Genomic DNA, 21,670 nt, shown 5'->3' with positions numbered 1-21,670 from the left:
TATACAGGTATGAATAGATATGTTGTTAATTTAGTGGGATTGCTGTTCGCGGTGTTGTTGGGCTGTACTTTTCAGGTATATGCACAGAAAAAGAAAGGGACGTGTGAGTATGCCATTCTGGTGAGCAAGGCTGTGCGAGAGGATTTAGCGTGGAAAAAATTGACCGAGACATTGAAGATGAATCACGGGGGAGTGGAGTTTGATTATAATCAATATCCCGGGGAGGTTTTCGATAAGTTGAAACAGGCACAGCCCCGTTACGTGACTGTCGTGGAGAAAGCGGAGAAGATAACCCCGTTGTTCGTGAGAATGATGCATGCCATGAGTCGTAATATGAGTGATACCCCGTACGAGGATTTTGTCTGGGGAATAATAACCGGAGAGCAAGCTGTTGATGCGATGCGGATGGTGACAGATGCACAGATTCCGAAAAAGGTGGATATGGGATGGTTGGAAGCGTGTGAGTTGGGGAAGTTATCAGGTTATAATGGAGTAAATTGGTGTACGGGGGCTTGGAAAGATAGCTGGAAGGAACGAATGAAGACTCCGGCTAAGCACACGGTAGCCGAGGCTGTGTTTTTGCAGCAGCAGTGTATTTTGGAACGTTTGGCGGCGTGGGACCCGAAGTCGCTTGGTTTGGTTTTGCCGGAGAATGAAGAGGGATGCGTGGTTGACGATGAGGCGATAAGAATCTTGGTAAAAAAAGAATTGGGAAAAGAGTGTACGGGAGAACAGATCGAGTTGCTGAAAAACCGGGATGTGTTGGTGTATTACGGGGATCCGAAGTGGAATATCAGGTTGAAAGAGGTATTATCTCCTTTTAAGATGACGTGTAAGAAGCAACGTTTGCTTTGTACGGTGACTTTCGAATCGAACGGGAAGGCGTGTGATATTGACGAGTATATCTTCTTTTTCCCGAAGCGTCTGGAGGAACCGAGTTTGTTGGCGGAATTGCGTGAAGGAGAAGAGCTTTTGTTTGATGATACGTTTATGATTATTCGTAATGTGCATCTTGAAGCGGGAGAGAAGTATTCAATCAAGTTTTCGGTAGAAGGTGCGGATTCCATGGGAATAAAAGTGATGAAAATATTACAATCAAAAAGTGTAGAATTTTAGAAATATGTTTTTAATAGGCATAATTATATTTATTAACAATCAAAAGACAAATATTATGAAAAATTGGTTTTTGTATTTATGTTTGGCTATGTTTTCTGTTTTTTTTGCGTGTAGTGATGACAAGGAAGAAGGGGAAGATGAAAAGTTTATGTTGACGGTAGACAAGGAAAAGTTGGAATTTGAAGCGGGAACAACTGAAGGCATGATGGAGCGTATCCGTGTCACGACAAACGCAGAGGATTGGACCGTTGATGTAGAGATGGAAGGGGATAAAAAATGGTTCTCTGTGACCAAGTTGGATCAGCAATGGTTGGAAGTTGTGGCCGAAGTGAATAATTCTGTAGAAAAGAGAGAAGGTAAATTATTGATTAAGTCGGTAGGGAATCCGGATAAAGTGATTCCTGTGCTTCAATCGGCGGCGGCAGAAGCTACTTTGGAGTTGTCGAAAAATGTAATCATATTTGATAAAGCAGGAGGTAGCGAAGCTATCACGATTACAAGTAATCAAGCTGCCATCCGCTTGGAAAATGTGGAGAAGGAGGATTGGTTTAGCGTGACTCTTGCTGAAGATAATAAGTCGTTTACGGTGGAGGTGAAGGAAAATGCAGATGGAGAACCGAATGAAACAAAGTTTAATGTGGTGGCAGGGATTGATGAAGAGAATCAAAAAGTAATTGAAGTTACCGTGAAGCAAGTTGATGCTGTGGTGTTAAATGCCAGCGGCTATCGCATTGTTTTAGATGCTCCTGCTGGGGCAACAACCGCGGAATCAAGCGAGGATTGGTGTACGGCAGAGTTGAAAGACGGTAAGTTGGTGGTAAGTGCATCCGGTAATGTCGGGGGAGATGCAAGGAGCGCAACTGTAACTATGGGTGAAACGATTGTTCTTGTGGAGCAAGAAGGTGGAGTGTTTAATCCCGGAGATGTTTTCAAACATAATGGAGTGGCTGTTGGTATTGTCGTTAGTCATGATGAAGAAGGACTTTTGGTGATTGCCTTGGAAGAAAAAGAAAATGTAATGTTTTGTGCTAATGGCGCAGTGATAACAGGGGGAGGGTATGAGCCTATTTATAGTAAAGTCAAAGAGATGTATCCGAATGATTGGAAAGATGCATTTCCTGCATTTGCTTATTGTGCGGAAATGGAAGAGAAAACCGGAATGGAAGGATGGGTTTTGCCAAGTTTTTGGCGTTTAAAGGGGGATTTCGTTACACTGGAAGGTAATCTAAAATCTGAATGGCCTAAATTGAAAGCTAATTGTGAGAAAGTAAATAATGCATTGAAAGCGTTGAACGTGCCGGAATATACCACGGGATGGTATTGGTGTGATGCTCATATGGATATGTATGGATGGGGATGGGCTTGGAATTTGGAAAATAATCCAACTATGGGTGGAAGATGTATGAGTAAAGGCTCTACTAATATGTTCATTGCTCGTTGCTTCTGGTGGAAACGTGATTTAGCGAAGTAAAAGCTTTTGATTCTTGTTTGACAAAAGAGTTGCAATGAATCTATTAGATGTTTTATTGCAACTCTTTTTGTGTTCTAAAGAAATTAATTTGTAATATGAAAATTATTATTGTCAATTTATTTTTGTTGATATCGAGTTTATCTCTTTTTGGACAAGGAGTAAATTTTGAAGCTCTTACGTTTAATGAAGCTTTGGCGAAAGCAAAGCAAGAAAATAAACTCGTGTTTGTAGATTGTTATACGGCATGGTGTGTTCCGTGTCGTGTTATGGCAGAAAATGTATTTCCGCAAAAGGAAGCCGGTGATTTTTTTAACCCTAAATTTGTCTGTGTGAAATTTGACATGGAGAAAGGGGAGGGGCTGGAATTGAGTAAGAAGTTGAAAATTAAAGCTTACCCGACGTTTTTTATAATTCGTCCGGATGGAGCCATACAACATATGATTGTAGGGGGAGGTGAGTTGGAACCTTTTATTAATAAAGTAGAGCGAGGGTTAGACAAGAAAACTTCTTTTACTTATTTGAACAAGCTGTACGAGAAAGGAGAAATGACGAAAGAGCAGTTGATGATTTACATGGTCGTGCTGCAAGATGCGGGTGAAAGGGCGAAGAGCAAGGAGATTGGAAAGAAGTTGGACTCCGTGTTGACGGAAAAGGATAAAATGAAAAAAGAATATTGGCCTATTCTTGAAAAAAGTGTTTATGGTTCAGATGATTTTAGCTTAGTATTGAATAATATCGCTATTTTCAAAAAAAACGTGGGAGGAGAAAACGTGGAGTCGTATTTGTATCAAAATTATAGCTCGACTTTAAATCAACTTGTTTCTGAACGCCCGAAAGATTTTTCCACTCGTTTTACTCAAATTCGCGAGGAATTGGAGAAATCGTATTTTGAAAAACGGGAAAAATTGGAAGTTTCCCTTGACTTTTGTGAAGCTATTGCAAATGAGGATATTGAAAAGATTATAAATTTGATTTCACGAGGGAACGTGGAATTATGGAGTCATACGGGGAAACGAGCTAGCGAATTGCTCGTGCATAGGGCGTCAATAGATCAGTTGAAGAATGTGGCAGCTTTAGAGTGTCAATATATCACCGGTAACGAGTCGGAAGCAAAAAGGAAATTTTTGAAAGAGATGTTTGTCGATTTTAATATAGCTGCCCGCACGATGACTTTTGAGGAGGCATTTGAAGTGGCTAAACAAAGACGGGGACGTGTTTTTATAGATTGTTATGATTCAGATAGCCCGGTTTGTCGATATATGTCAGATACGGTATTTCGGGATGAAGAGCTCAAACGTGTTATGAACGAAAACTTTATATACGTGAAATGCGATATAAAAAAACAAGAAGGTCGGGAGGTTTGCAAAAAATTTGATGTACATGTTTACCCGACTTTTGTTGTGGTGAATTGGAAAGGAGGTGTTCGTCATAAATTTACTGGAATAGGGGATGCGGAATATTTTCGCGCAAAACTTGAAGATGTGTTTAATGGGTATACGGCGTTGGAGTGTCTAGAAGAATTTTATAATATGGGAAGACGGGATAAGAAATTGTTGACTTCGTACGCGGAAGCATTGGCCTCTGTCAAGGATTCCCGTGCTCCGGGGGTTGTGAAGGAATTATTTCGAGTACTAAGTGACGAGGAGAGAGTTTCATCTCGTTATTGGTATATTTTTGCTGAAAAAGAATACAGTCCCAACGGTTCGGATGCGGAGAAATTTTTATTGAAGAATCGGACAAAATTTGTAGAGGTACAAGGGTTGGAAACCGTTGAGCAACGATTGAGGGATTGTCAATAACGTGTGGGGGATATTATTGTAGCGAATATTACTGTAATATTCGCTACAATAATTAATGTTATTATCCCTTTCGCTCGATTTCTTTCAAGTTCTCCATTTTCTTTTTCCGGAGGAAGCCTTGGATGTCTTCGAGGTGCTCGGTGACTTTCTTGTTGCCGAACTCGTAGACTTTTTCTGCCAGTCCGGTGAGAAAATCACGATCGTGCGACACGACGATGAGGGTGCCGTCGAAGTTTTTCAAGGCGCTTTTCAGAATGTCCTTGGTACGTAAGTCCAAATGGTTGGTCGGCTCGTCGAGAATCAACAGGTTCACGGGGGATAGCAATAGTTTTATCATTGCCAGACGGGTACGTTCGCCCCCGGAAAGGACTTTTACTTTTTTGTCCACGTCGTCGCCGCTGAACATGAAGGCTCCAAGCATATCCTTGATTTTGTGTTTTAGTTCCAATGGGGTTACGTCATCGATGGTCTGGAAAACGGTGAGGTTTTCGTCCATGAGCGAGGCTTGGTTCTGGGCGAAATACCCGATCTGGACGTTGTAGCCCAAAGTCAGCTTTCCGGTGTAGGGGATTTCTCCCATGATACATTTCACGAGGGTGGATTTTCCTTCCCCGTTGCGTCCGACGAATGCTACTTTCTCGCCTTTCTCTATCGTGAAGCTGGCGTTTTGAAAAACGACATGACCGTCATAGTCCTTCGTGAGTTCCTCGGCGATGACGGGATATTTACCCGAATTGGGGGAAGGCGGGAATTTCAGTCGTAAGGCGGAAGTATCTACTTCATCCACTTCCAGTACTTCGAGTTTCTCGAGCATTCTTACCCGGGATTGCACTTGCAGCGTTTTGGAGTAGGTTCCCTTGAAGCGTTCGATAAATTCCTTGGTTTCGGCAATCATTTTTTGTTGCTCGTCATAAGCCTTTTGCTGTTGGATACGGCGTTCTTGGCGCAACACGAGGTATTGCGAGTAATTTACCTTGTAGTCGTAGATACGTCCCATGGTGACCTCTATGGTGCGGGTGGTGATGTTATCCACGAAAGCCCGGTCGTGGGAGATCACGACAACCGCTTTCCCGTTGTTCACGAGGAAGTCTTCCAGCCATTGGATGGAGTCGATATCCAAGTGGTTGGTAGGCTCGTCGAGCAGTAATACATCGGGATTTTTAAGCAGCATTTTTGCCAACTCGATACGCATACGCCATCCCCCGCTGAAGTCGGAGGTCGGGCGGTTGAAGTCTTCCCGTTGGAATCCCAAGCCTAAAAGAATCTTTTCAACATCCGCCTCGTAATGCGTGGAGTCGATGCTGTAAAATTTCTCGCTCAGGGTGGAAACGTCCTCAATCAGTTTGTAATACTCGGGTGAATCGTAATCCGTTCTTTCGGTCAGTTGTTGGTTCAGACGTTCAATCTCTTTCTCCATCTCGAAAAGATGGGCGAAAGCCTGTGAGGTTTCATCGAAGACGGTACGCTCGTTTTGAGTCATCAGATGCTGGGGCAGATAGGCTATCACCGTGTCTTTCGGGCAGGAAACGTTACCCCGGTTGGGTTGTCTTTCCCCGGCAAGGACTTTCAACAGGGTGGACTTGCCCGCCCCGTTTTTACCCATGAGGGCGATACGGTCTTTGTCGTTAATCACGAATGATATGTCTTTAAAAAGTGCTCTGTCTCCAAATTCTACTGTTAATCCGTCTACTGAAATCATATAAATTGAAAATTGAAAGTTGAAAATTGAAAATGGATTCACCATTTCCAAATGGCGGTGCGAAGATAAAATAATTTGTTTATATTTGTGCATGAACGGCGAAAAGAGAAAACTTGCTTTTGTAAAAGGCATGAAAAATGAAGGAAAAAATATGAGCAAATCTATTAGTATATTAGACAAGGACTATCTGCAATGGGTGAAGGAGTTGAGTATCCGTTATCGTCAGAGTCAGATAAAAGCGGCGGTAAAGGTGAACAGTGTTCTCATCGAATTTTATTGGGGATTGGGAAGCGATATCGTTTCGTTGGAAGTGGATAATAAATACGGGGGTAAATTCTATGCTACCCTTAGTGCGGATTTGCGTAGGGAAATGCCCGGTGTAGAAGGACTTTCCGAATCGAATATACGATATGCCAAGCGTTTTTTTCAGCTTTATGCCGACCGTACCCGAAATCTTCAACAACTTGTTGAAGAATTGTGTAACATACCGTGGGGATGCCATATTGTATAAACAGCGAAAAGCAAGTAATTTCGCGATTGTAATGATTGGAAAGGATGGATGTCGTAACGTATAAATTTTTGATGGGAACCTCGGCTTTCGTGATCGCGATACTCGGGGTTATGCTGGCGGCTACGACAATACAGCCGGAAAGCGGGTTGGAGAAGTTGCGTAAGGCGCGCAATATCCTTGTGCCTTCGTATTTCGTGTTGGCGCTTCTCAGTCTGGTGTGCTGTTTCACGGGGTATGACCGTTGTGTCGAACCTGCCAGCACGCTTTTTGTCGCTTCGTTTCAAGCTCTGCTCTTCACCATGTCCATGTTGGTTTTCATACGTCCGAATGTAGTCCGGTGGGGAATCGTGCTCCGGCAGGCAGGAGGAATCACGGTAGCGGGCGTAATCTTGTTTGTTGCCCTGTTCTGTTTTGCCGACTATTATTGGGGGCTTTTTTACGCGGGCATTGTTGCTTATATTATCCAGCTGGTGATATACACGCGGCTATTCATGTTGGCGTACCGTCGGACGGTGCGCGAGGTGGAGGATTATTATGACAATGACGAGGAGTACCGTCTGTCGTGGATAAAAACGGGATTTTATAGCGCGTTGGTTGTCGGCGTCATGGCAATACCCGTGTTATTTTTTACCGCCTTGTACAAATACTTCGTCCCGTTGTACGTGCTTTACTATAGTTTCATGGTGATGTGGTTTGTCAATTACTATCGCAGAATGAAATTCGCGATGCCTGTCATCACGGTTGTCCCGTCGGCAGCGGCTGAAAGCGCGAGAAAGCCCGATGGCGAGGTTGCCGTGGCGGATGCTGCCGGGAAGGAACGGTTGTTAAAAGAAAAATTACAAAAATACATAGACGAGAAAGAATACTGCCTGAAAGATATTTCTTCCGATCGCGTGGCGGATTCTTTCGGGGTGAGTCTGTCATTCTTCCGGCAATACATGAAAACGTGCCACGGGATGGATTTCCGTTCGTGGCGCAAGGAACTGCGTTTACGCGAGGCAACCCGGTTGTTTGACGAACATGCGGAATACGGCATAGATGAAGTCTGTGAAAAAGTAGGTTACAACAATTGCAGCAATTTCAACAGGGACTTTAAACAGATGACGGGGATAACACCTAAATGTTACCGGGAGAGAGTTAATAGGGAAGCCCGCTAATTATCTTTCGTGCAAACAAACGAAAGATAATTCATTTTTTTTGCCTCGGCGGCTTTTACCTTGTATTTTTGTAGATATATCTCCACGGTGAATTATCATTCAATCAATATACAAGCATATGAAAAATAATCTATTTTCCCTTGCGCTGGCAATGCTGTTGCTTGCCTCGTGCGGTAAAGACAAAGGTCATCACCCGGAAGAAGACAACAATGTCGTGCAAATCACCGCCTCTATCGACGGCACTGTCGATGGCGGAACGGTATCCGCGGGGCGTGCGACTGTCGATAACGACGGGAAAGGTACATTCGACCCCGGCGACACGTGGGGACTTTACACTTACACGGCTAAAGGCGATTACATGAACGCCAACACGGAATACAAGTACGGGGAAACTACTTTGCACTGGGATGACCTCAGCGAGACGGAAGCGGTGACTTTCTCCTCCCATTACCCGCGCATCACGGCAGACATTACCAATCCTGCGGCATACCTGTATACGCCCGAAGCGTGGAACAACACGGACGACCTGCTCCACGCCACTACCACGGCAAGCAAGGGCGGGACGGTCGCGCTGACATTCAAGCATCTGATGCACCGGCTCGTCGTCAAGCTGACCGCGGGAGATGGCATGGAGGGGGCGGACTTATCTTCCGCCTTGATAAACTCCGCGGCAAAGAATGATGCGCCAACGATGTTTGCCAGCGTGGAGGTGAACCTGCTGACCGGCGTGGTGAACTATGACCGGGTAGCTAGCGGTGTAATCCTCACCAACGGAGGTGGTGCCAATGCCGATTGGAAAGTAGCACCGCAAGACCTCACCGCAGGTGCGGAATGGCTCAGGATAACCGTAGGCGAGGATGTGTGGTACTATCATGTACCTGCCGACCTGAACACTGCCGAACCCGGCAACCAAACCCGCCTCGAAAGCGGAAAGCGGCTCACCCTCAACCTCACGCTGAAGAAGAACCCCGACACGGGAAACACCGAGGTGGAACTGACCGGCAGCGACATCTCCGGCTGGGGCACGCAGCCCCCGATTACGGATGAAGTGGTGATAGGCGGTGTCACTACCTACGACGCCCTGCTCGAAGCCCTCAAGACGGGCGGCGCCTCGGCCGACGCCCCTACGCTCATTACGCTGGGCGGCGACATCACGATACCCGCAGGAGGTAGTAGCAGCGGCACATTCATAAACGGCAGCGGCTACTTCAAGATGGACGGCGGCGGACACACCCTCGCTTGGGAACAGGGCAGCTATTACTTCCTCGGAAATAACAATGCCGACGCCGATGCCGTTTATATCGAACTCACCAATATCAAGCTGGTTCAAGCTCCGAACGCATTTTCTGCCGTGGTAGGTGCTTTCAACGGCAGGATTACGCTGGGTGGGAACGTGACATTGGACGGGGGTCTTGCTATGTCTGTGATTACGGTTTACGGCGAGAAAGCAGCATTGGAACTGGGTGACGGCTGCGAATTGTCGTACGTGGCAGGCAGTTCGAACTGTGCATACGTCGGGGATGGCGCCACCCTCGTGCTGAACGGGGGAAAGACCGCCGACGGGGCTTACATCGCTCTACAGCGCACTGAGACCGTTTCCCATCCCCTTATCTCCGTTCCGAAAGCCCTCACGGGTGATGTGCACCTCAAGCTCAGCCTGCTCGGCATAACCTCCATCGCCCAGGGAACCGACGGTAACCAACTGACGCAGGCGGACTGCAAGCATTTGAAAGTGAATACGGAGTCAATAGTCAGCCTCTATGGAGAGCAGCCGAAGAAATACGGCGACAACTTCGAGCTTTACCTCGACCCGACGGATTATCAAATCAAGCTACGCCCGAAAAATTTCACACCCCCCACCTCCGGCGACATCGACATGACCTCCATGACCGCCGACGAAGCACAGCTAAACATCCTTGCAGCCATCGCCGCAGGCCACACCGAAATCAAGCTGACGGGCCAACTTTCCAAGATAGGAATGGGCGGTCAGTGGGGTACATTTTTCTATAATACAAAAATCACGAAATGCGACCTCACCGGAGTGACGGGCTGGGATGCAACGCCAACACTGCCCGGCAGCGCCTTTCAGGGTTGCAGCGCCTTGCAGGAGGTGACGCTGCCCGATGACGTGCAGGTAATCGGAGAATATGCTTTTTATGGCAGCACTGCGCTGACTGCGGTGAATCTTTCGCAGGTTACCCGGATTGGTCAATACGCATTTCGGGAATGCACTTCATTGACTGCGCTCACTTTGAATCATGTGACAGCAATAGACCTGTGTGCTTTCTTCGGATGCACGGGTCTCAAAACGCTCGAAATACCGATGTGTACCCGGTTCGGCAATTATATCGTAACGGGATGCAGCAGCCTCACCCGGATAAAAGCCACCGCAGACGGAGATTTCGTTAATATAAATAATGGCAGCAGTATAGAGAACAACGCCGTTTTTCAGAACAAAACCAGCTCCGGTCATACCGGAGAGAACACATTCAATCCCGCCAAGTGCGACCTCGAGCTGAACGCCGACAAGAAGCAGGATGGCAGTGCCGTCCCCAAAGTCTCCAACGGCAACGAATGGACTGTGCTCGACAGCAACATGAAATGGAAGGACATCTCCTTCCCGCAACCGTAATCCGCACCTTTCCCGAAGTTGAACTTCGAGGCGGTCAAAGTTCAACATTGGCACCGCCAAAGTTCAACTTCGGGAACTTCAACCACAGTCAATAAAAACAACGTAGTTTAATAAACGCAACGATATGAAAATAATAAAAAAGAATATATGCCTTATCGCCATCCTGTCGGGTGTGGTCGGATTGTCTGCCTGTTCGCGGGACGATGTACCGGCTCCCGATGGCGGCATGGACGACGGCAACGCCATCCGCTTCACCACCGCCATCGCCGACTTCATGGGCAGCGATGCCGCCGATGACCCCGACACACGCGCCATCATCAACGACGAGGACGGCACGGGCAGCTTCGACGCCGGCGATGAAACGACGATTAGGGGATTCATCTTTAACTCGACGCCGTTTGTCGAGAAAGAATACCCCGCCACCTACAAGGACGGAACGTGGACTACCGGCATGACATGGGATGAATTCGACGAGGGTGCGGAGGTCTCTTTCTCCGCCTTTTTCCCGAAACGGTCTCTGACCGACTTTGATGAAAACGGTAAAATGGAGATTAATCTCCCCACCGATCAAAGCGCCCTGGAGCAGTATGCCGCTTACGATTGGCTCTATGCGGCGGCCGCCGGGACAAAAACCGACAATCCGATACAACTGACGTTCCGCCACCTCATGCACCGCCTCACGGTAAACCTCAGCCTGTCCGACACTCCCGGCTCATTGACGCAAGCGGATGTGGATGCCGCTACGGTTGTGATAAAGAATATGTATGCCAAAGGTCTTGTAGCTAAGAACGGCGCCGTGGTGGCATGGACTATTGTGGATGTCGAAGACTTCACCCCCTTGGAATCCGCCGGCAACACCTTCCGTGTCATCCTCCTGCCGCAGAATGTAACTCCCGGAACCCCGTGGATAGAAATCACCGTGGGCGGAAAAACAGTCACCTATCCCGTCCCTGACGGACTAACCGAGCTGCAAGGCGGAAAGGAACAGGTGGTGAATCTCGCGCTGACCAACAGTGGGGTAAATTGAAACTGTGCCGTCCTGAAATAGAGTAAACCGATTTCAGGACGGCACAATAAAATAACTGAACTTATCGGGAGTTTATTTCAAAAAAGAGAGGGAAACGGTAAAAAATATAATGTTTTTCTTATATTTGCGGTATAAACAAAGTGCCGCAAGGCCAATATTAATCTTCTAATACATGAACACGATGGCAATTTTTTTACAACAATCGCGGGTGGGGGTATTGAACTTTGAATCTGTCAAAGGGAATGCTTGCTGCTGTTGTTGCTGTCGATGTAGATAATTCGGAACTTATTTATTCAGTGATGTAATGATTTTTGATTCGGTGATTATTTAGAATCATGGAGTCATAAATCGTCGATCATAAATCAAAAATTATACAAATGGTAAAGAAGAACATTCTTGAAACCATCGGTAATACACCGATGGTGCGTATTAATAATTTGTACGTGAAACCCGGCGTGAATATTTACGCCAAGTTGGAGGGATTTAATCCCACGGGAAGTATTAAAGACCGGATTGCAATGCAGATGATCAAGCAGGCGGAACGGGAAGGGAAGCTGGTGCCCGGGAAGACAATTATCGAACCCACGTCCGGTAACACGGGAATCGGGTTGGCAATTATCGGTATCGTGAAGGGATATGACGTGGAGATCGTGATGAGTGAGGCGGTTTCCGTGGAGCGACGGAAGATTATCCGGTCGTATGGGGGAAAAGTGATTCTGACTCCTGCGGCGGAGGGAACGGACGGGGCGATTCGGCTGGCTCATAAATTGGTGGAGGAGAACCCGGGGAAGTATTTTATGCCCGATCAATTTAGTAATGTCGGGAATTATCAAGCTCATTACGAGAATACGGCGATCGAGATATGGCAGCAGACAGAGGGGGAGATTGATTATCTGGTGAGTGCTCTCGGTACTTCGGGGACGATTATGGGCGTTTCCCGTTTTCTGAAAAAGATGCAGCCGAACATAAAGGTCGTGAGCGCCCATCCCGTGAAAGGGCATTATATACAGGGACTGAAAAACATGGATGAGGCAATCGTACCCGCTATTTATGATCCGTTGCATATCGATATGCAGGTTATGGTCGAGAGCGAGGAGGCTATTGCTATGGCACGGGAGATTATCGCCAAAGAGGGTATTTTTGCCGGCATGAGTAGCGGGGCGGCTATGCTGGCGGCATTGAGGACAGCGGAACGGATCGATGCCGGGAATATCGTGGTGATATTCCCCGATAGGGCGGAAAAGTACTTGAGTACCTCGATGTTCGATGATTTGGCAGATGATTAAATCTGCCGGATAACTCTGCACGGGTTGCCGACGGCAAGGCTGTCGGCGGGAATGGATTTCGTGACGACGCTTCCGGCACCGATCACCGTGTTGTCGCCGATCACGACGCCGGGCAGGAGAATGGAACCGCCGCCTATCCAGACGTTATTGCCGATACGGACGGGTGCTGTTTGTGATTTGCAGAAAGGGAAACGGGTGTCCGATGCTTGCCCGAAGCGCTCGGAGGCTTTCAGAGGGTGAAACACGGTGAATATTTGAACGTTGGGACCTATAAGTGCGTTGTCGCCGATCGTGATCGTGTTGCAATCCAGGAAGGTACAATTCAGATTGATCTCGCAGTTGTTACCGATGTGTATATTTTCCCCGTAATCTACATGAATGGGGGCTGCTATCCACACGTTCTCACCCCGGGAGCCTAAAAGTTCGGATAATATTTTGTCGAGAACCTCCGGTTGGTCTGTCGGGGCTTGGCTGTACAGGCGTGTCAATTCTTTCGCCCTGTGCCACCGGGAGATCAATTCCTTATCCCCGCAATCGTAGATTTCCCCGGCAAGCATTTTTTCTTTTTCAGATTTTATCATATTTGGCGTTCTTTTTGCTTTATTGTTTAACAAAGTTAAGAATAAAATAGTGTGAACGAGAACAAAACGATAAGAAATATCGTAAAACGTAGTTACGAATAAAATTACAAATTATTATGCAGGTATCAGATATAGGATTGATAGGTTTGGCGGTGATGGGTGAAAATCTTGCGTTAAACTTGGAAGATAAAGGTTACACGGTTTCTGTTTATAACCGGGTACATCCTGATCGGGAGAGCGTCGTGACTCGTTTTATCGAGGGACGGGGGAGAGGGAAACGCTTTCATGGGACCTACACGATAGAGGAATTTGTGGAATCGGTGCGTCTGCCCCGGAAGATCATGTTAATGGTCAAGGCGGGCGATCCCGTGGACGAATTGATCGGGCAGCTTGTGCCGTGGCTTTCTCCCGGGGACGTGATTATTGACGGGGGAAACTCCGATTATCACGACACGGAACGCCGGGTGAAGATGTTGGAAGAGAAGGGATTTTACTTTATCGGGGCAGGGATTTCCGGTGGCGAGGAAGGTGCTTTACACGGGCCTTCTATCATGCCGGGAGGGTCTGAAATGGCTTGGCCGCTCGTGAAAGATATACTTCAATCGATTGCCGCGAAACTGGATGACGGTTCGCCTTGTTGCGAATGGATAGGGGCGGGGGGTGCCGGACATTACGTGAAGATGGTTCACAACGGTATCGAATACGGGGATATGCAGTTGATTGCCGAGACATATTCCATATTGAAGAGGAGGACCGGGTTGGATAATGACGGGTTGGGCGACGTGTTCGAGCAATGGAACCGGGGAGAATTGAATAGTTTTTTGATAGAGATTACCTCTCGTATCCTGCGCTATAAAGAGGAGAACGGGGATTATCTTCTGGATCATATACTGGATGTCGCCGGACAGAAGGGAACGGGGAAATGGAGTGTCATCGCCTCGCTGGATGAAGGTGATCCCCTGACGTTGGTTTCCGAAGCCGTGTTCGCCCGTTTCATGTCGGCATTGGTGGAGGAACGGGAACGGGCTTCCAAGCAATATCCTTCCGGTAAAGTGGGTGATATGAAGACGAATATCCCCTTGAATCACGAGGGAATAGAAGCGGTGAGGGATGCGTTGTACGCGGCGAAGCTGATTTCTTACGCGCAGGGCTTTTCCTTGATGCGCAGGGCTTCCGAACGTTACGGGTGGAACTTGGATTTGGGAACGATAGCCAAGATATGGCGTAAGGGCTGTATTATTCGTTCCGTGTTCCTCGAGCGGATCACGCGGGCATTTCATAAAAACAGTTCTTTGGAGAATCTTTTGTTTGACGCCTTTTTTCACGAGAAGATGGAGGATGCACTTTCCGCCTTGCGGGGAGTTATCGTGGATTGCGTGTTCAACGGGATAGCTGCTCCCTGTTTCTTCGCGGCGTTGAGTTATTTCGATAATTTGCGCACGTTGGATTCTTCCGCGAATATGATTCAGGCACAACGGGATTATTTCGGGGCGCATACTTACGAGCGGACAGACACGGAGAGAGGGCGCTTCTTCCACACGGACTGGACAGGGGAGGGCGGAAAAACAGTTTCAGGTACTTATAACGTGTAAAAGAATATGAACAGACCGGAGGATCAAGTATTGGTAATTTTCGGGGCATCGGGCGATTTGACTAAACGTATGCTGATGCCATCGCTATATGAGCTCCACGTGCGACAAATGTTGCCGGAGCGTTTTGTTATTTTGGGGACGTCGCGAACCCCGATGAGTGACGATGAGTTCCGCTTGTCTATACGCGTGATGCTGCAGGAGTTGAAAGGGGAGAATAATTTGAAGGGTGAGGAGGTCGATAGTTTCATGCGAAAAGTGTATTACCAGCCGTTCGACCCGGAGAATGGGGCGGACGAGTTGGGAGAGCGGGTGATGTTTCTCATGGAGGAGAACGCGATTCCCATGAAGGTCGTGTATTATCTGGCGACTCCGCCGACTTCTCAACAGGCGATAACGAAATATTTAGGGCGGAGTTGTTTGTTCCGGGTGAAAGAAAAAGGTGGTTGGCATCGTATCGTGGTGGAGAAACCTTTCGGAATTAACTTGGAAACCGCCCGAACGTTGAATAATTCTTTGCTGGAAGTATTTCGCGAGAACGAGATTTACCGAATCGACCATTTCTTGGGGAAAGAAACGGTGCAGAATATTTTGGTGTTGCGGTTCGCTAACCAGATATTCGAGTCGATGTGGAACCGGAATTATATTGATTACGTGGAGATATACGCCTTGGAATCTCTTGGAATCGAGAAGCGGGGGAAATATTACGAGACGGCGGGTGCGCTACGGGATATGGTGCAAAATCACTTGATGCAGTTGCTGGCATTCGTGGCGATGGAATCACCGGCGACGATGGAACCGGAGGTGATACGCGACGAAACGGCAAAAGTATTGCGTTCCCTGCGACTATGGACGGGTGAAGATATTGCCCGTAATGTCATCCGGGCGCAGTACGAGGGGGGAGAAGTGAAGGGGCAAACCGTGCCGGGATATCTGCAGGAGAAGGATGTAGCCCTTGATTCGGACACGGAGACGTATGTCGCCTTGAAAGTATTTATTGATAATTGGCGATGGAGTAACGTGCCTTTCTATATTTACACGGGAAAGCGTTTGAAGGATAAACGTTCGGGCGTGGTAATCCATTTCAAATCTACCCCGCACAACTTGTTCGAGGGGCAATGTCAAGGGACGTCCTGCAACCAGTTGATTATCCGGATGACGCCGGACGAGGGGGTGATGCTGAAATTCGGGTTGAAGATGCCGGGAGGCGGATTCAAGGTGCAGCAGGTGGGTATGGATTTCCTGTACGCGTCGCTTTGCAATAATTATTTGCCGGGGGCTTACGAGCGCTTGTTGCTGGATGCCATGCAGGGGGATTCCATGCTTTATACCCGGAATGATGCTTTGGAGGCAAGCTGGCGTTTTATTGACCCTATCGAGAATTATTGGCGGGAACATCCGGGGAAAGATTTGTTGCGTTATGCGGCAGGGAGTGAGGGACCTGATTTAACCGGAATGTGGGACGTGTTGCCGCCCGTGTCGAAAGAAGAGAAAAATGTTTGTTGGTTATGATGATAGATGAACGTACGGGATTGGTGTTGGAAGGCGGTGGCATGAGAGGTGTCTTCACAGCCGGGGTGTTGGATTGGCTGATGGATAACGGGATGTACTTCCCTTACACGATAGGTGTTTCAGCCGGGGCGTGCAACGGTTTGTCGTATGCTTCCCGGCAACGGGGGAGGGCGAAAATCTGTAATATCGATTTGTTGGACAAGTACCGGTACATCGGGGTGAAATATTTGTTCACGAAACGGAGTATCATGGATTTCGATTTGATTTTCAATGATTTCCCGACTCGTATTATTCCTTACGATTACGACACTTATTTTGCTTCACCGGGGCGTTTCGTCATGGTCACGAGTAATTGCCGGACGGGCGAAGCGAATTATTTCGAGGAGAAGAACGATAGGGTACGTTTGTTGAATATCTGTCGGGCATCATGCAGTTTGCCTTTCGTGTGCCCGAAATCTTACGTGGATGGGGTGCCTATGCTCGACGGGGGAATTAGTGACGCGATACCCATCCGTAGAGCGATTGCCGATGGTTTTTCTCGGAACGTGGTTGTGTTGACACGTAATAAAGGTTACCGGAAAGAGGTGACCGATAAGTCTATCCCGTGGTTTATGTACCGCCGTTACCCGGCTTTGCGGGAGAGCCTGAGGGTGAAGAATAAGCATTATAATGAAACCCTCGACTACGTGGAGCAACTGGAAGAGGAAGGACAGGTGATTATCATCCGACCGGAGCGACCGCTTGAGGTCGACCGGATAGAACGGGACGTGTTGAAACTGACGGATTTGTACAATCAAGGATATGAATGTGCCAAACAGGTATTAAGCAGTTATTTGTGATGTTATGGAAGAATTGACGTTGACAACCCCTTCGATATTATTTTCCGCCATTTCGTTGATTATGTTGGCGTACACGAACCGTTTTCTGGCTTATGCCCAAGTGATACGGAATTTGAAAGGGGAACATGAAAGTCGTCCGAACGCGATGACTAAATTGCAGATTGATAATCTGAAAAAGCGACTTTATATGGCAAGGTCGATGCAGATATACGGGGTAATGAGTTTGCTGCTTTGCGTGATATGTACCCTTTTTATCTATATCGGGTTGCAGACCGTGGCGGTTTATACTTTCGTGCTGGCTTTGTTGCTGCTGGTAATTTCTTTGGGAATATCCGTGAAGGAGATACTTATTTCCGTGAAGGCGTTGGAATACAGGTTGGATAATGTACTGCCGGAAGAAAAGGAACATCCACGCTGATAATTACCTGATGTTTACGGGGAATGTCGTCGGAAATGTTTTTTGATATAGAGCAATTTTTCCGGTACGATTTATTCTTTACTTTTGTGGCGAAATAATAAGGAGATGGTAAAAGCAATTTTTTTTGATATTGACGGGACTTTAGTGAGTTTTGAAACTCACCGGATACCGGAGTCTGCGGAGAGAGCGATACTTGCCTTGCGGGAGAAAGGCATTTTGGTTTTTATCGCTAGCGGAAGACATTTGCTTTCTATAAATAACTTGGGTTCGCTGGTGTTTGACGGGTATATTACTTTGAACGGGGGATATTGCCTCGCGGGGAAAGAGCAGGTGATTTACAAGCATAGTATTCCCGAAGAGGATATTGCCTCGCTCGTGCAATACATGGAGAAGGAGAATGAGTTTCCTTGTATCTTTGTTCACGAGCATACACTGTATTTGAACTACCATAACGAACAGAGCCATCAAATCTTTCGAATGCTGGATTTCTCGGAACCCCCGGTCGCTCCTTTGCGGGAAGCGAGTAAGGGAGAAACGTTTCAATTGGTTGCATTTTTCACGAAAGAACAGGAAAGAGCAATCATGGAGGCTATGCCCCACTGTGAGGCAACTCGGTGGAACCCGCTTTTTACCGATGTTATTCCCCGGGGCAGTAGTAAAAGTGTCGGGATTGACAAGATGCTGGAACATTTTGGAATTGCTTTGGATGAAACAATGGCTTTCGGTGACGGGGGGAATGATATTTCCATGTTACAGCACGCGGGAATCGGCGTGGCAATGGGAAATGCCGGGGATGAAGTGAAGAAAATTGCCGATTACGTGACCTCTTCCGTGGACGAGGATGGTGTGATAAATGCTTTACGTCATTTCGGGGTGTTGTAAATCCGAATAAAATCCTTACTTTTGTGCTTGGAAACTAAAAAAATACACCAATGAAGATGTCTAAATAATTAAGTCGGGTTTTATCAATTGTTTCATGTGCCGGTATGACCATTCAGAGGGTCATCGAGTGCCGACTTTTAATTTAGAATCATGTCCCTTAATCTATAAGAGTTTATAAAGTTTATAAGGTTTGTAAAGTTCATAAAGTATCTTGTAAGGATGCGTACTTTACAGACTTTATGAACTTTATAAACCTTACAAACTACCTTTAAACATTGTATTTATGAGTGATATAATAGTAAAACAAATAACTTATATTCACCCGGATAGAGAGCCGTTGTTTCAAAATATCAGTTTCACGGTTGACACGGGAGAAAAAGTGGCGTTAGTAGGAAACAACGGTTCGGGTAAGTCCACGCTTCTGAAGATTATAGCGGGACAACTACAACCTTCGGGGGGAGAGATTGTCTGTGATGCCGCATCTTATTACATTCCGCAGCACTTGGGACAATATGATTCCCTGACGGTAGCGGGTGCATTGCGGGTGGAGAGAAAAATAAACGCCCTGCACGCTATTTTAAGAGGTGAGGTTGATGCAGGGTATTTCTCGGAACTTGGTGACGATTGGCAGATAGAGGAGAAGTGTCGGGCAGCGCTGGACGGTTGGGAGTTGCAACACGTGGAGCTAACCACGTGTATGGCGTTGTTGAGCGGTGGGGAGAAAACCCGTGTCTTCCTTGCCGGACTTGATATCCATACCCCTTCTGTCGTGTTGCTGGATGAACCGACGAATCATTTAGACCATTGGAGCAGGGAGAAGTTGTATGAAACGATTTGTCGGGGGAATGCCACGGTCTTGGTAGTGAGTCACGACAGGACTTTATTGAATTTGCTACACCAGACGTTGGAGTTGAGCGGGAGAGGAGTAACTGTTTATGGTGGGAATTATGATTTTTACCAAGAGCGGAAAGAGATTGATATTCATGCTTTGCAGGAACGTATTGAAGATAAACAGAAAGAGTTACGTCTGGCAAAGAAGATAGCACGGGAGGCAGCAGAGCGTCAGCAAAAGAGAGAGGCGCGGGGTGAGAAACTGAGTTCGCGGAAAGGGACTCCCCGTATCATGATGAATACGTTGAAAAACAGGGCGGAAAGTAGTTCGTCCAAGTTGAAGGACGTGCACGCGGAGAAGATAGGCTCTATCGCCGACAGTCTTTCGGAAAGTCGTGCGGCACTACCTGAGCCGGGACGGATGAAAGTGAACTTTAACCCGTCCGTGTTGCACGAGGGAAAGATTTTGCTCACGGCACGGGATATTAATTTTGGATACTCGACGGAAATGTTGTGGGCGCATCCTCTTCATTTTCAAATTAAGAGCGGGGAACGAATCGCTTTGAGCGGACGAAACGGTTCGGGGAAAACTACCTTGTTGCGTATGCTGTTGGGAAAGTTGGAACCGACAAGTGGCGAACTGATACGGGCAGATTTCAAGTATGTCTATCTTGACCAAGAGTATTCCATGCTACGAGATAATCTTACTGTTTACGGGCAGGCGGAATATTACAACGTGAACAATCTGCCGGAGCATGAATTGAAAACGCGACTTAATCGCTTTTTATTCCCTGCCGAGGTATGGGATAAACCTTGCGAGCAATTGAGTGGAGGTGAACGGATGAGATTGATTTTTTGTTGTCTGATGATAAGTAATAACACGCCCGATGTGTTCGTGTTGGACGAACCCACGAATAATCTGGATATTCAGAATATTGAAATCATGACTTCTACGATTCGGGATTACCGGGGTACCGTGATTGTCGTTTCGCACGATCAGCGTTTTATGGAGGAGATAGGGGTGGAACGTTGTATTGATTTATCTTCGAGAGATTTGTGTTAAAAGTTAATTTCCCTATATTTGCGATTATTGTTTGGTAATAGAGAGTGGATATTAAAATGGATTTGGCAAATGAGAGCATGTGTTTTATGGATATTGTATTTGTGCGTGTGTTGTTCCGGGAGTAAAGATGATAAGATTGAGCAAGTTCCGGAATCATCTTTGGATACTTATACTTGGATGGGAAGTCTTGAAGACGAGTGCTTGTTGAGCATGTTGTCCATTCCCGGGACGCATGACAGTGGGGCGAAAGGTTCTATTTTAGGAATGGCTAACGCTCAAGATTTAACTTTGGAAGAACAATTGGGGTTGGGAGTTCGCTGTTTCGATATTCGGTTGAAGGATGCGAAAGAGGGATTGGAAATTCAACATGGCATAGTATCTTTCGGCTTGTCTTTCGAGAATGACGTGTTACCCGTGTTTCGCCGGTATCTCGAGAAATACCCGACGGAAACACTGGTTGTAAGTTTGAAAGATGAAAATTGCAAAAACACGGAGGTTTATGTTGATGAGGTATGGCGTGTACTGAATAGTGATGCTATGCGTCCCTTTGTCGTGGAGGATTTCAAGGCAAACCTGACGCTTGGGGAATGTCGGGGGAAAATTTTGTTCTTGCATCGTTATAATTTGCGGAAAGAAAGATATGTCGGGGGTGAGTTTGCTCCCGGTGGATGGAAAAATAGTGCAACCTTTGAAACGAAAATCTGGGGAAACGGGGATAGAATGGCAACATGTGTCGTGGAGGACGAGTATGAATCCTACGCGTTGAAAGATTCTCAAAAGAAGGTGGACGCGGTGATGGCGAATGTACGGCAAGCCCGGACAAGTGCCGACACGGATTGGTATATAACATTCGTTAGTGCTACGAAAGGACTTACCGCCACGCCGGAGGCTTTCGCCGATAAAGTGAATCAACCTGTAGCGGATGCTATCGGGGCTTTAGGAAAAGGGAAATGCGGATTTGTGCTAATGGACTATGCCGGGAAAACGGAAGGGCGTCAACTGGTGCAGGCTGTTATAAATAGTAATTTTAAAGTTTCAAAATAGTAGGGCGAACTCACGAATCTTTGGAAAGCGATGATGCTGCGGTGACTCGCTTTTAAAATTGTGCGATTTAGGTTTACGGGATACCGTAATGGCTATTTCGCGCAATTTTTGTTTTGTATAACCAAAGTTCCGGAGAGGAACTACCGCAGTAATACATTAATTCATGTTTACTAATGTATCACTTCCGGTTTAATAGTACAAAAAATATTGTAG

General features: G+C 46.9%; 17 protein-coding genes. 15 read left to right on the top strand and 2 right to left on the bottom strand.

The features are described 5' to 3' along the window. Positions 1-9 precede the first annotated feature (9 nt). From CS948_RS04890 to CS948_RS04880, 3 genes are all read left to right on the top strand, one after another. Positions 10-1,116 carry a hypothetical protein gene (locus CS948_RS04890; RefSeq protein ID WP_141560883.1) on the top strand — a complete coding sequence of 369 codons (1,107 nt, stop codon included), beginning with the start codon at positions 10-12 and terminating at the stop codon, positions 1,114-1,116. A gap of 55 nt (positions 1,117-1,171) precedes the next feature. Next, the gene (locus tag CS948_RS04885) at positions 1,172-2,587 is read left to right on the top strand and encodes a BACON domain-containing protein (RefSeq protein WP_176554923.1); all 1,416 of its coding nucleotides are present in this window, start codon (positions 1,172-1,174) and stop codon (positions 2,585-2,587) included. A gap of 95 nt (positions 2,588-2,682) precedes the next feature. Beyond that, entirely contained in the window at positions 2,683-4,386 is a 1,704-nt protein-coding gene (locus CS948_RS04880) for a thioredoxin family protein (RefSeq protein WP_176554922.1), read from the top strand. Between the two features lie 61 nt (positions 4,387-4,447). On the opposite strand, the gene CS948_RS04875 is transcribed toward CS948_RS04880, so the two are convergent. Next, positions 4,448-6,085 carry an ABC-F family ATP-binding cassette domain-containing protein gene (locus CS948_RS04875; RefSeq protein ID WP_099290810.1) on the bottom strand — a complete coding sequence of 546 codons (1,638 nt, stop codon included), beginning with the start codon at positions 6,083-6,085 and terminating at the stop codon, positions 4,448-4,450. A 151-nt stretch (positions 6,086-6,236) separates the two neighbouring features. On the opposite strand from CS948_RS04875, the gene CS948_RS04870 reads away from it, so the two are divergent. The 5 genes from CS948_RS04870 (at position 6,237) to CS948_RS04850 (ending at position 12,698) form a co-directional block, all read left to right on the top strand. Further along, positions 6,237-6,596 (top strand): DUF1016 N-terminal domain-containing protein, encoded by a 360-nt coding sequence (locus CS948_RS04870; RefSeq protein WP_099290809.1) that lies wholly within the window; start codon positions 6,237-6,239, stop codon positions 6,594-6,596. 44 nt (positions 6,597-6,640) lie between these two features. Then, a complete protein-coding gene (locus CS948_RS04865) occupies positions 6,641-7,753 on the top strand; it encodes an AraC family transcriptional regulator (protein WP_099290595.1) in 1,113 nt (370 codons plus the stop codon). A 118-nt stretch (positions 7,754-7,871) separates the two neighbouring features. After that, positions 7,872-10,385, top strand: coding sequence for a leucine-rich repeat protein (locus CS948_RS04860; RefSeq protein WP_099290594.1), 2,514 nt, complete (start codon positions 7,872-7,874; stop codon positions 10,383-10,385). Between the two features lie 124 nt (positions 10,386-10,509). Next, positions 10,510-11,412, top strand: a complete 903-nt coding sequence (locus CS948_RS04855) for a fimbrillin family protein (protein ID WP_099290593.1) — start codon at positions 10,510-10,512, stop codon at positions 11,410-11,412. Between the two features lie 377 nt (positions 11,413-11,789). Further along, positions 11,790-12,698 carry a PLP-dependent cysteine synthase family protein gene (locus CS948_RS04850; protein WP_099290592.1) on the top strand — a complete coding sequence of 303 codons (909 nt, stop codon included), beginning with the start codon at positions 11,790-11,792 and terminating at the stop codon, positions 12,696-12,698. Here the strand turns inward: CS948_RS04850 and CS948_RS04845 are convergent. Then, positions 12,695-13,276, bottom strand: coding sequence for a sugar O-acetyltransferase (locus CS948_RS04845; protein WP_218014298.1), 582 nt, complete (start codon positions 13,274-13,276; stop codon positions 12,695-12,697). The two genes, CS948_RS04850 and CS948_RS04845, sit on opposite strands and share 4 nt — an antisense overlap. Before the next feature lie 119 nt (positions 13,277-13,395). Here CS948_RS04845 and gnd point away from each other — a divergent pair, with 119 nt between their 5' ends. The 7 genes from gnd (at position 13,396) to CS948_RS04810 (ending at position 21,457) form a co-directional block, all read left to right on the top strand. Next, positions 13,396-14,871 (top strand): decarboxylating NADP(+)-dependent phosphogluconate dehydrogenase, encoded by a 1,476-nt coding sequence (gene gnd, locus CS948_RS04840; protein WP_099290590.1) that lies wholly within the window; start codon positions 13,396-13,398, stop codon positions 14,869-14,871. Between the two features lie 6 nt (positions 14,872-14,877). After that, positions 14,878-16,380 (top strand): glucose-6-phosphate dehydrogenase, encoded by a 1,503-nt coding sequence (gene zwf / locus CS948_RS04835; protein WP_099290589.1) that lies wholly within the window; start codon positions 14,878-14,880, stop codon positions 16,378-16,380. After that, complete coding sequence (locus CS948_RS04830) at positions 16,368-17,219, top strand: patatin family protein (RefSeq protein ID WP_176554947.1); 852 nt, start codon at positions 16,368-16,370, stop codon at positions 17,217-17,219. Before zwf ends, CS948_RS04830 begins: the two co-directional genes overlap by 13 nt. A gap of 4 nt (positions 17,220-17,223) precedes the next feature. After that, positions 17,224-17,637 (top strand): DUF2721 domain-containing protein, encoded by a 414-nt coding sequence (locus CS948_RS04825; RefSeq protein ID WP_099290587.1) that lies wholly within the window; start codon positions 17,224-17,226, stop codon positions 17,635-17,637. Between the two features lie 105 nt (positions 17,638-17,742). After that, positions 17,743-18,519, top strand: coding sequence for a Cof-type HAD-IIB family hydrolase (locus tag CS948_RS04820; RefSeq protein WP_099290586.1), 777 nt, complete (start codon positions 17,743-17,745; stop codon positions 18,517-18,519). Positions 18,520-18,802: 283 nt separating this feature from the next. Beyond that, positions 18,803-20,413, top strand: coding sequence for an ABC-F family ATP-binding cassette domain-containing protein (locus CS948_RS04815; RefSeq protein ID WP_176554921.1), 1,611 nt, complete (start codon positions 18,803-18,805; stop codon positions 20,411-20,413). 69 nt (positions 20,414-20,482) lie between these two features. Continuing rightward, positions 20,483-21,457, top strand: coding sequence for a phosphatidylinositol-specific phospholipase C (locus CS948_RS04810; protein ID WP_099290585.1), 975 nt, complete (start codon positions 20,483-20,485; stop codon positions 21,455-21,457). Positions 21,458-21,670 lie beyond the last annotated feature (213 nt).

Origin of the sequence: Butyricimonas sp. Marseille-P3923, from assembly GCF_900184685.1 — a bacterium.
Lineage (GTDB): Bacteria > Bacteroidota > Bacteroidia > Bacteroidales > Marinifilaceae > Butyricimonas > Butyricimonas muris.
This window is presented reverse-complemented; position numbering and strand designations above follow the sequence as displayed.

Excerpts from the sequence above, each read along its gene's own strand:
- CS948_RS04890 (WP_141560883.1), top strand. The coding sequence starts at position 10 with ATGAATAGATATGTTGTTAATTTAGTGGGATTGCTGTTCGCGGTGTTG.
- CS948_RS04885 (WP_176554923.1), top strand. The coding sequence starts at position 1,172 with ATGAAAAATTGGTTTTTGTATTTATGTTTGGCTATGTTTTCTGTTTTT.
- CS948_RS04880 (WP_176554922.1), top strand. The coding sequence starts at position 2,683 with ATGAAAATTATTATTGTCAATTTATTTTTGTTGATATCGAGTTTATCT.
- CS948_RS04875 (WP_099290810.1), bottom strand. The coding sequence starts at position 6,085 with ATGATTTCAGTAGACGGATTAACAGTAGAATTTGGAGACAGAGCACTT.
- CS948_RS04870 (WP_099290809.1), top strand. The coding sequence starts at position 6,237 with ATGAGCAAATCTATTAGTATATTAGACAAGGACTATCTGCAATGGGTG.
- CS948_RS04865 (WP_099290595.1), top strand. The coding sequence starts at position 6,641 with ATGGATGTCGTAACGTATAAATTTTTGATGGGAACCTCGGCTTTCGTG.
- CS948_RS04860 (WP_099290594.1), top strand. The coding sequence starts at position 7,872 with ATGAAAAATAATCTATTTTCCCTTGCGCTGGCAATGCTGTTGCTTGCC.
- CS948_RS04855 (WP_099290593.1), top strand. The coding sequence starts at position 10,510 with ATGAAAATAATAAAAAAGAATATATGCCTTATCGCCATCCTGTCGGGT.
- CS948_RS04850 (WP_099290592.1), top strand. The coding sequence starts at position 11,790 with ATGGTAAAGAAGAACATTCTTGAAACCATCGGTAATACACCGATGGTG.
- gnd (WP_099290590.1), top strand. The coding sequence starts at position 13,396 with ATGCAGGTATCAGATATAGGATTGATAGGTTTGGCGGTGATGGGTGAA.
- zwf (WP_099290589.1), top strand. The coding sequence starts at position 14,878 with ATGAACAGACCGGAGGATCAAGTATTGGTAATTTTCGGGGCATCGGGC.
- CS948_RS04825 (WP_099290587.1), top strand. The coding sequence starts at position 17,224 with ATGGAAGAATTGACGTTGACAACCCCTTCGATATTATTTTCCGCCATT.
- CS948_RS04820 (WP_099290586.1), top strand. The coding sequence starts at position 17,743 with ATGGTAAAAGCAATTTTTTTTGATATTGACGGGACTTTAGTGAGTTTT.
- CS948_RS04815 (WP_176554921.1), top strand. The coding sequence starts at position 18,803 with ATGAGTGATATAATAGTAAAACAAATAACTTATATTCACCCGGATAGA.
- CS948_RS04810 (WP_099290585.1), top strand. The coding sequence starts at position 20,483 with ATGAGAGCATGTGTTTTATGGATATTGTATTTGTGCGTGTGTTGTTCC.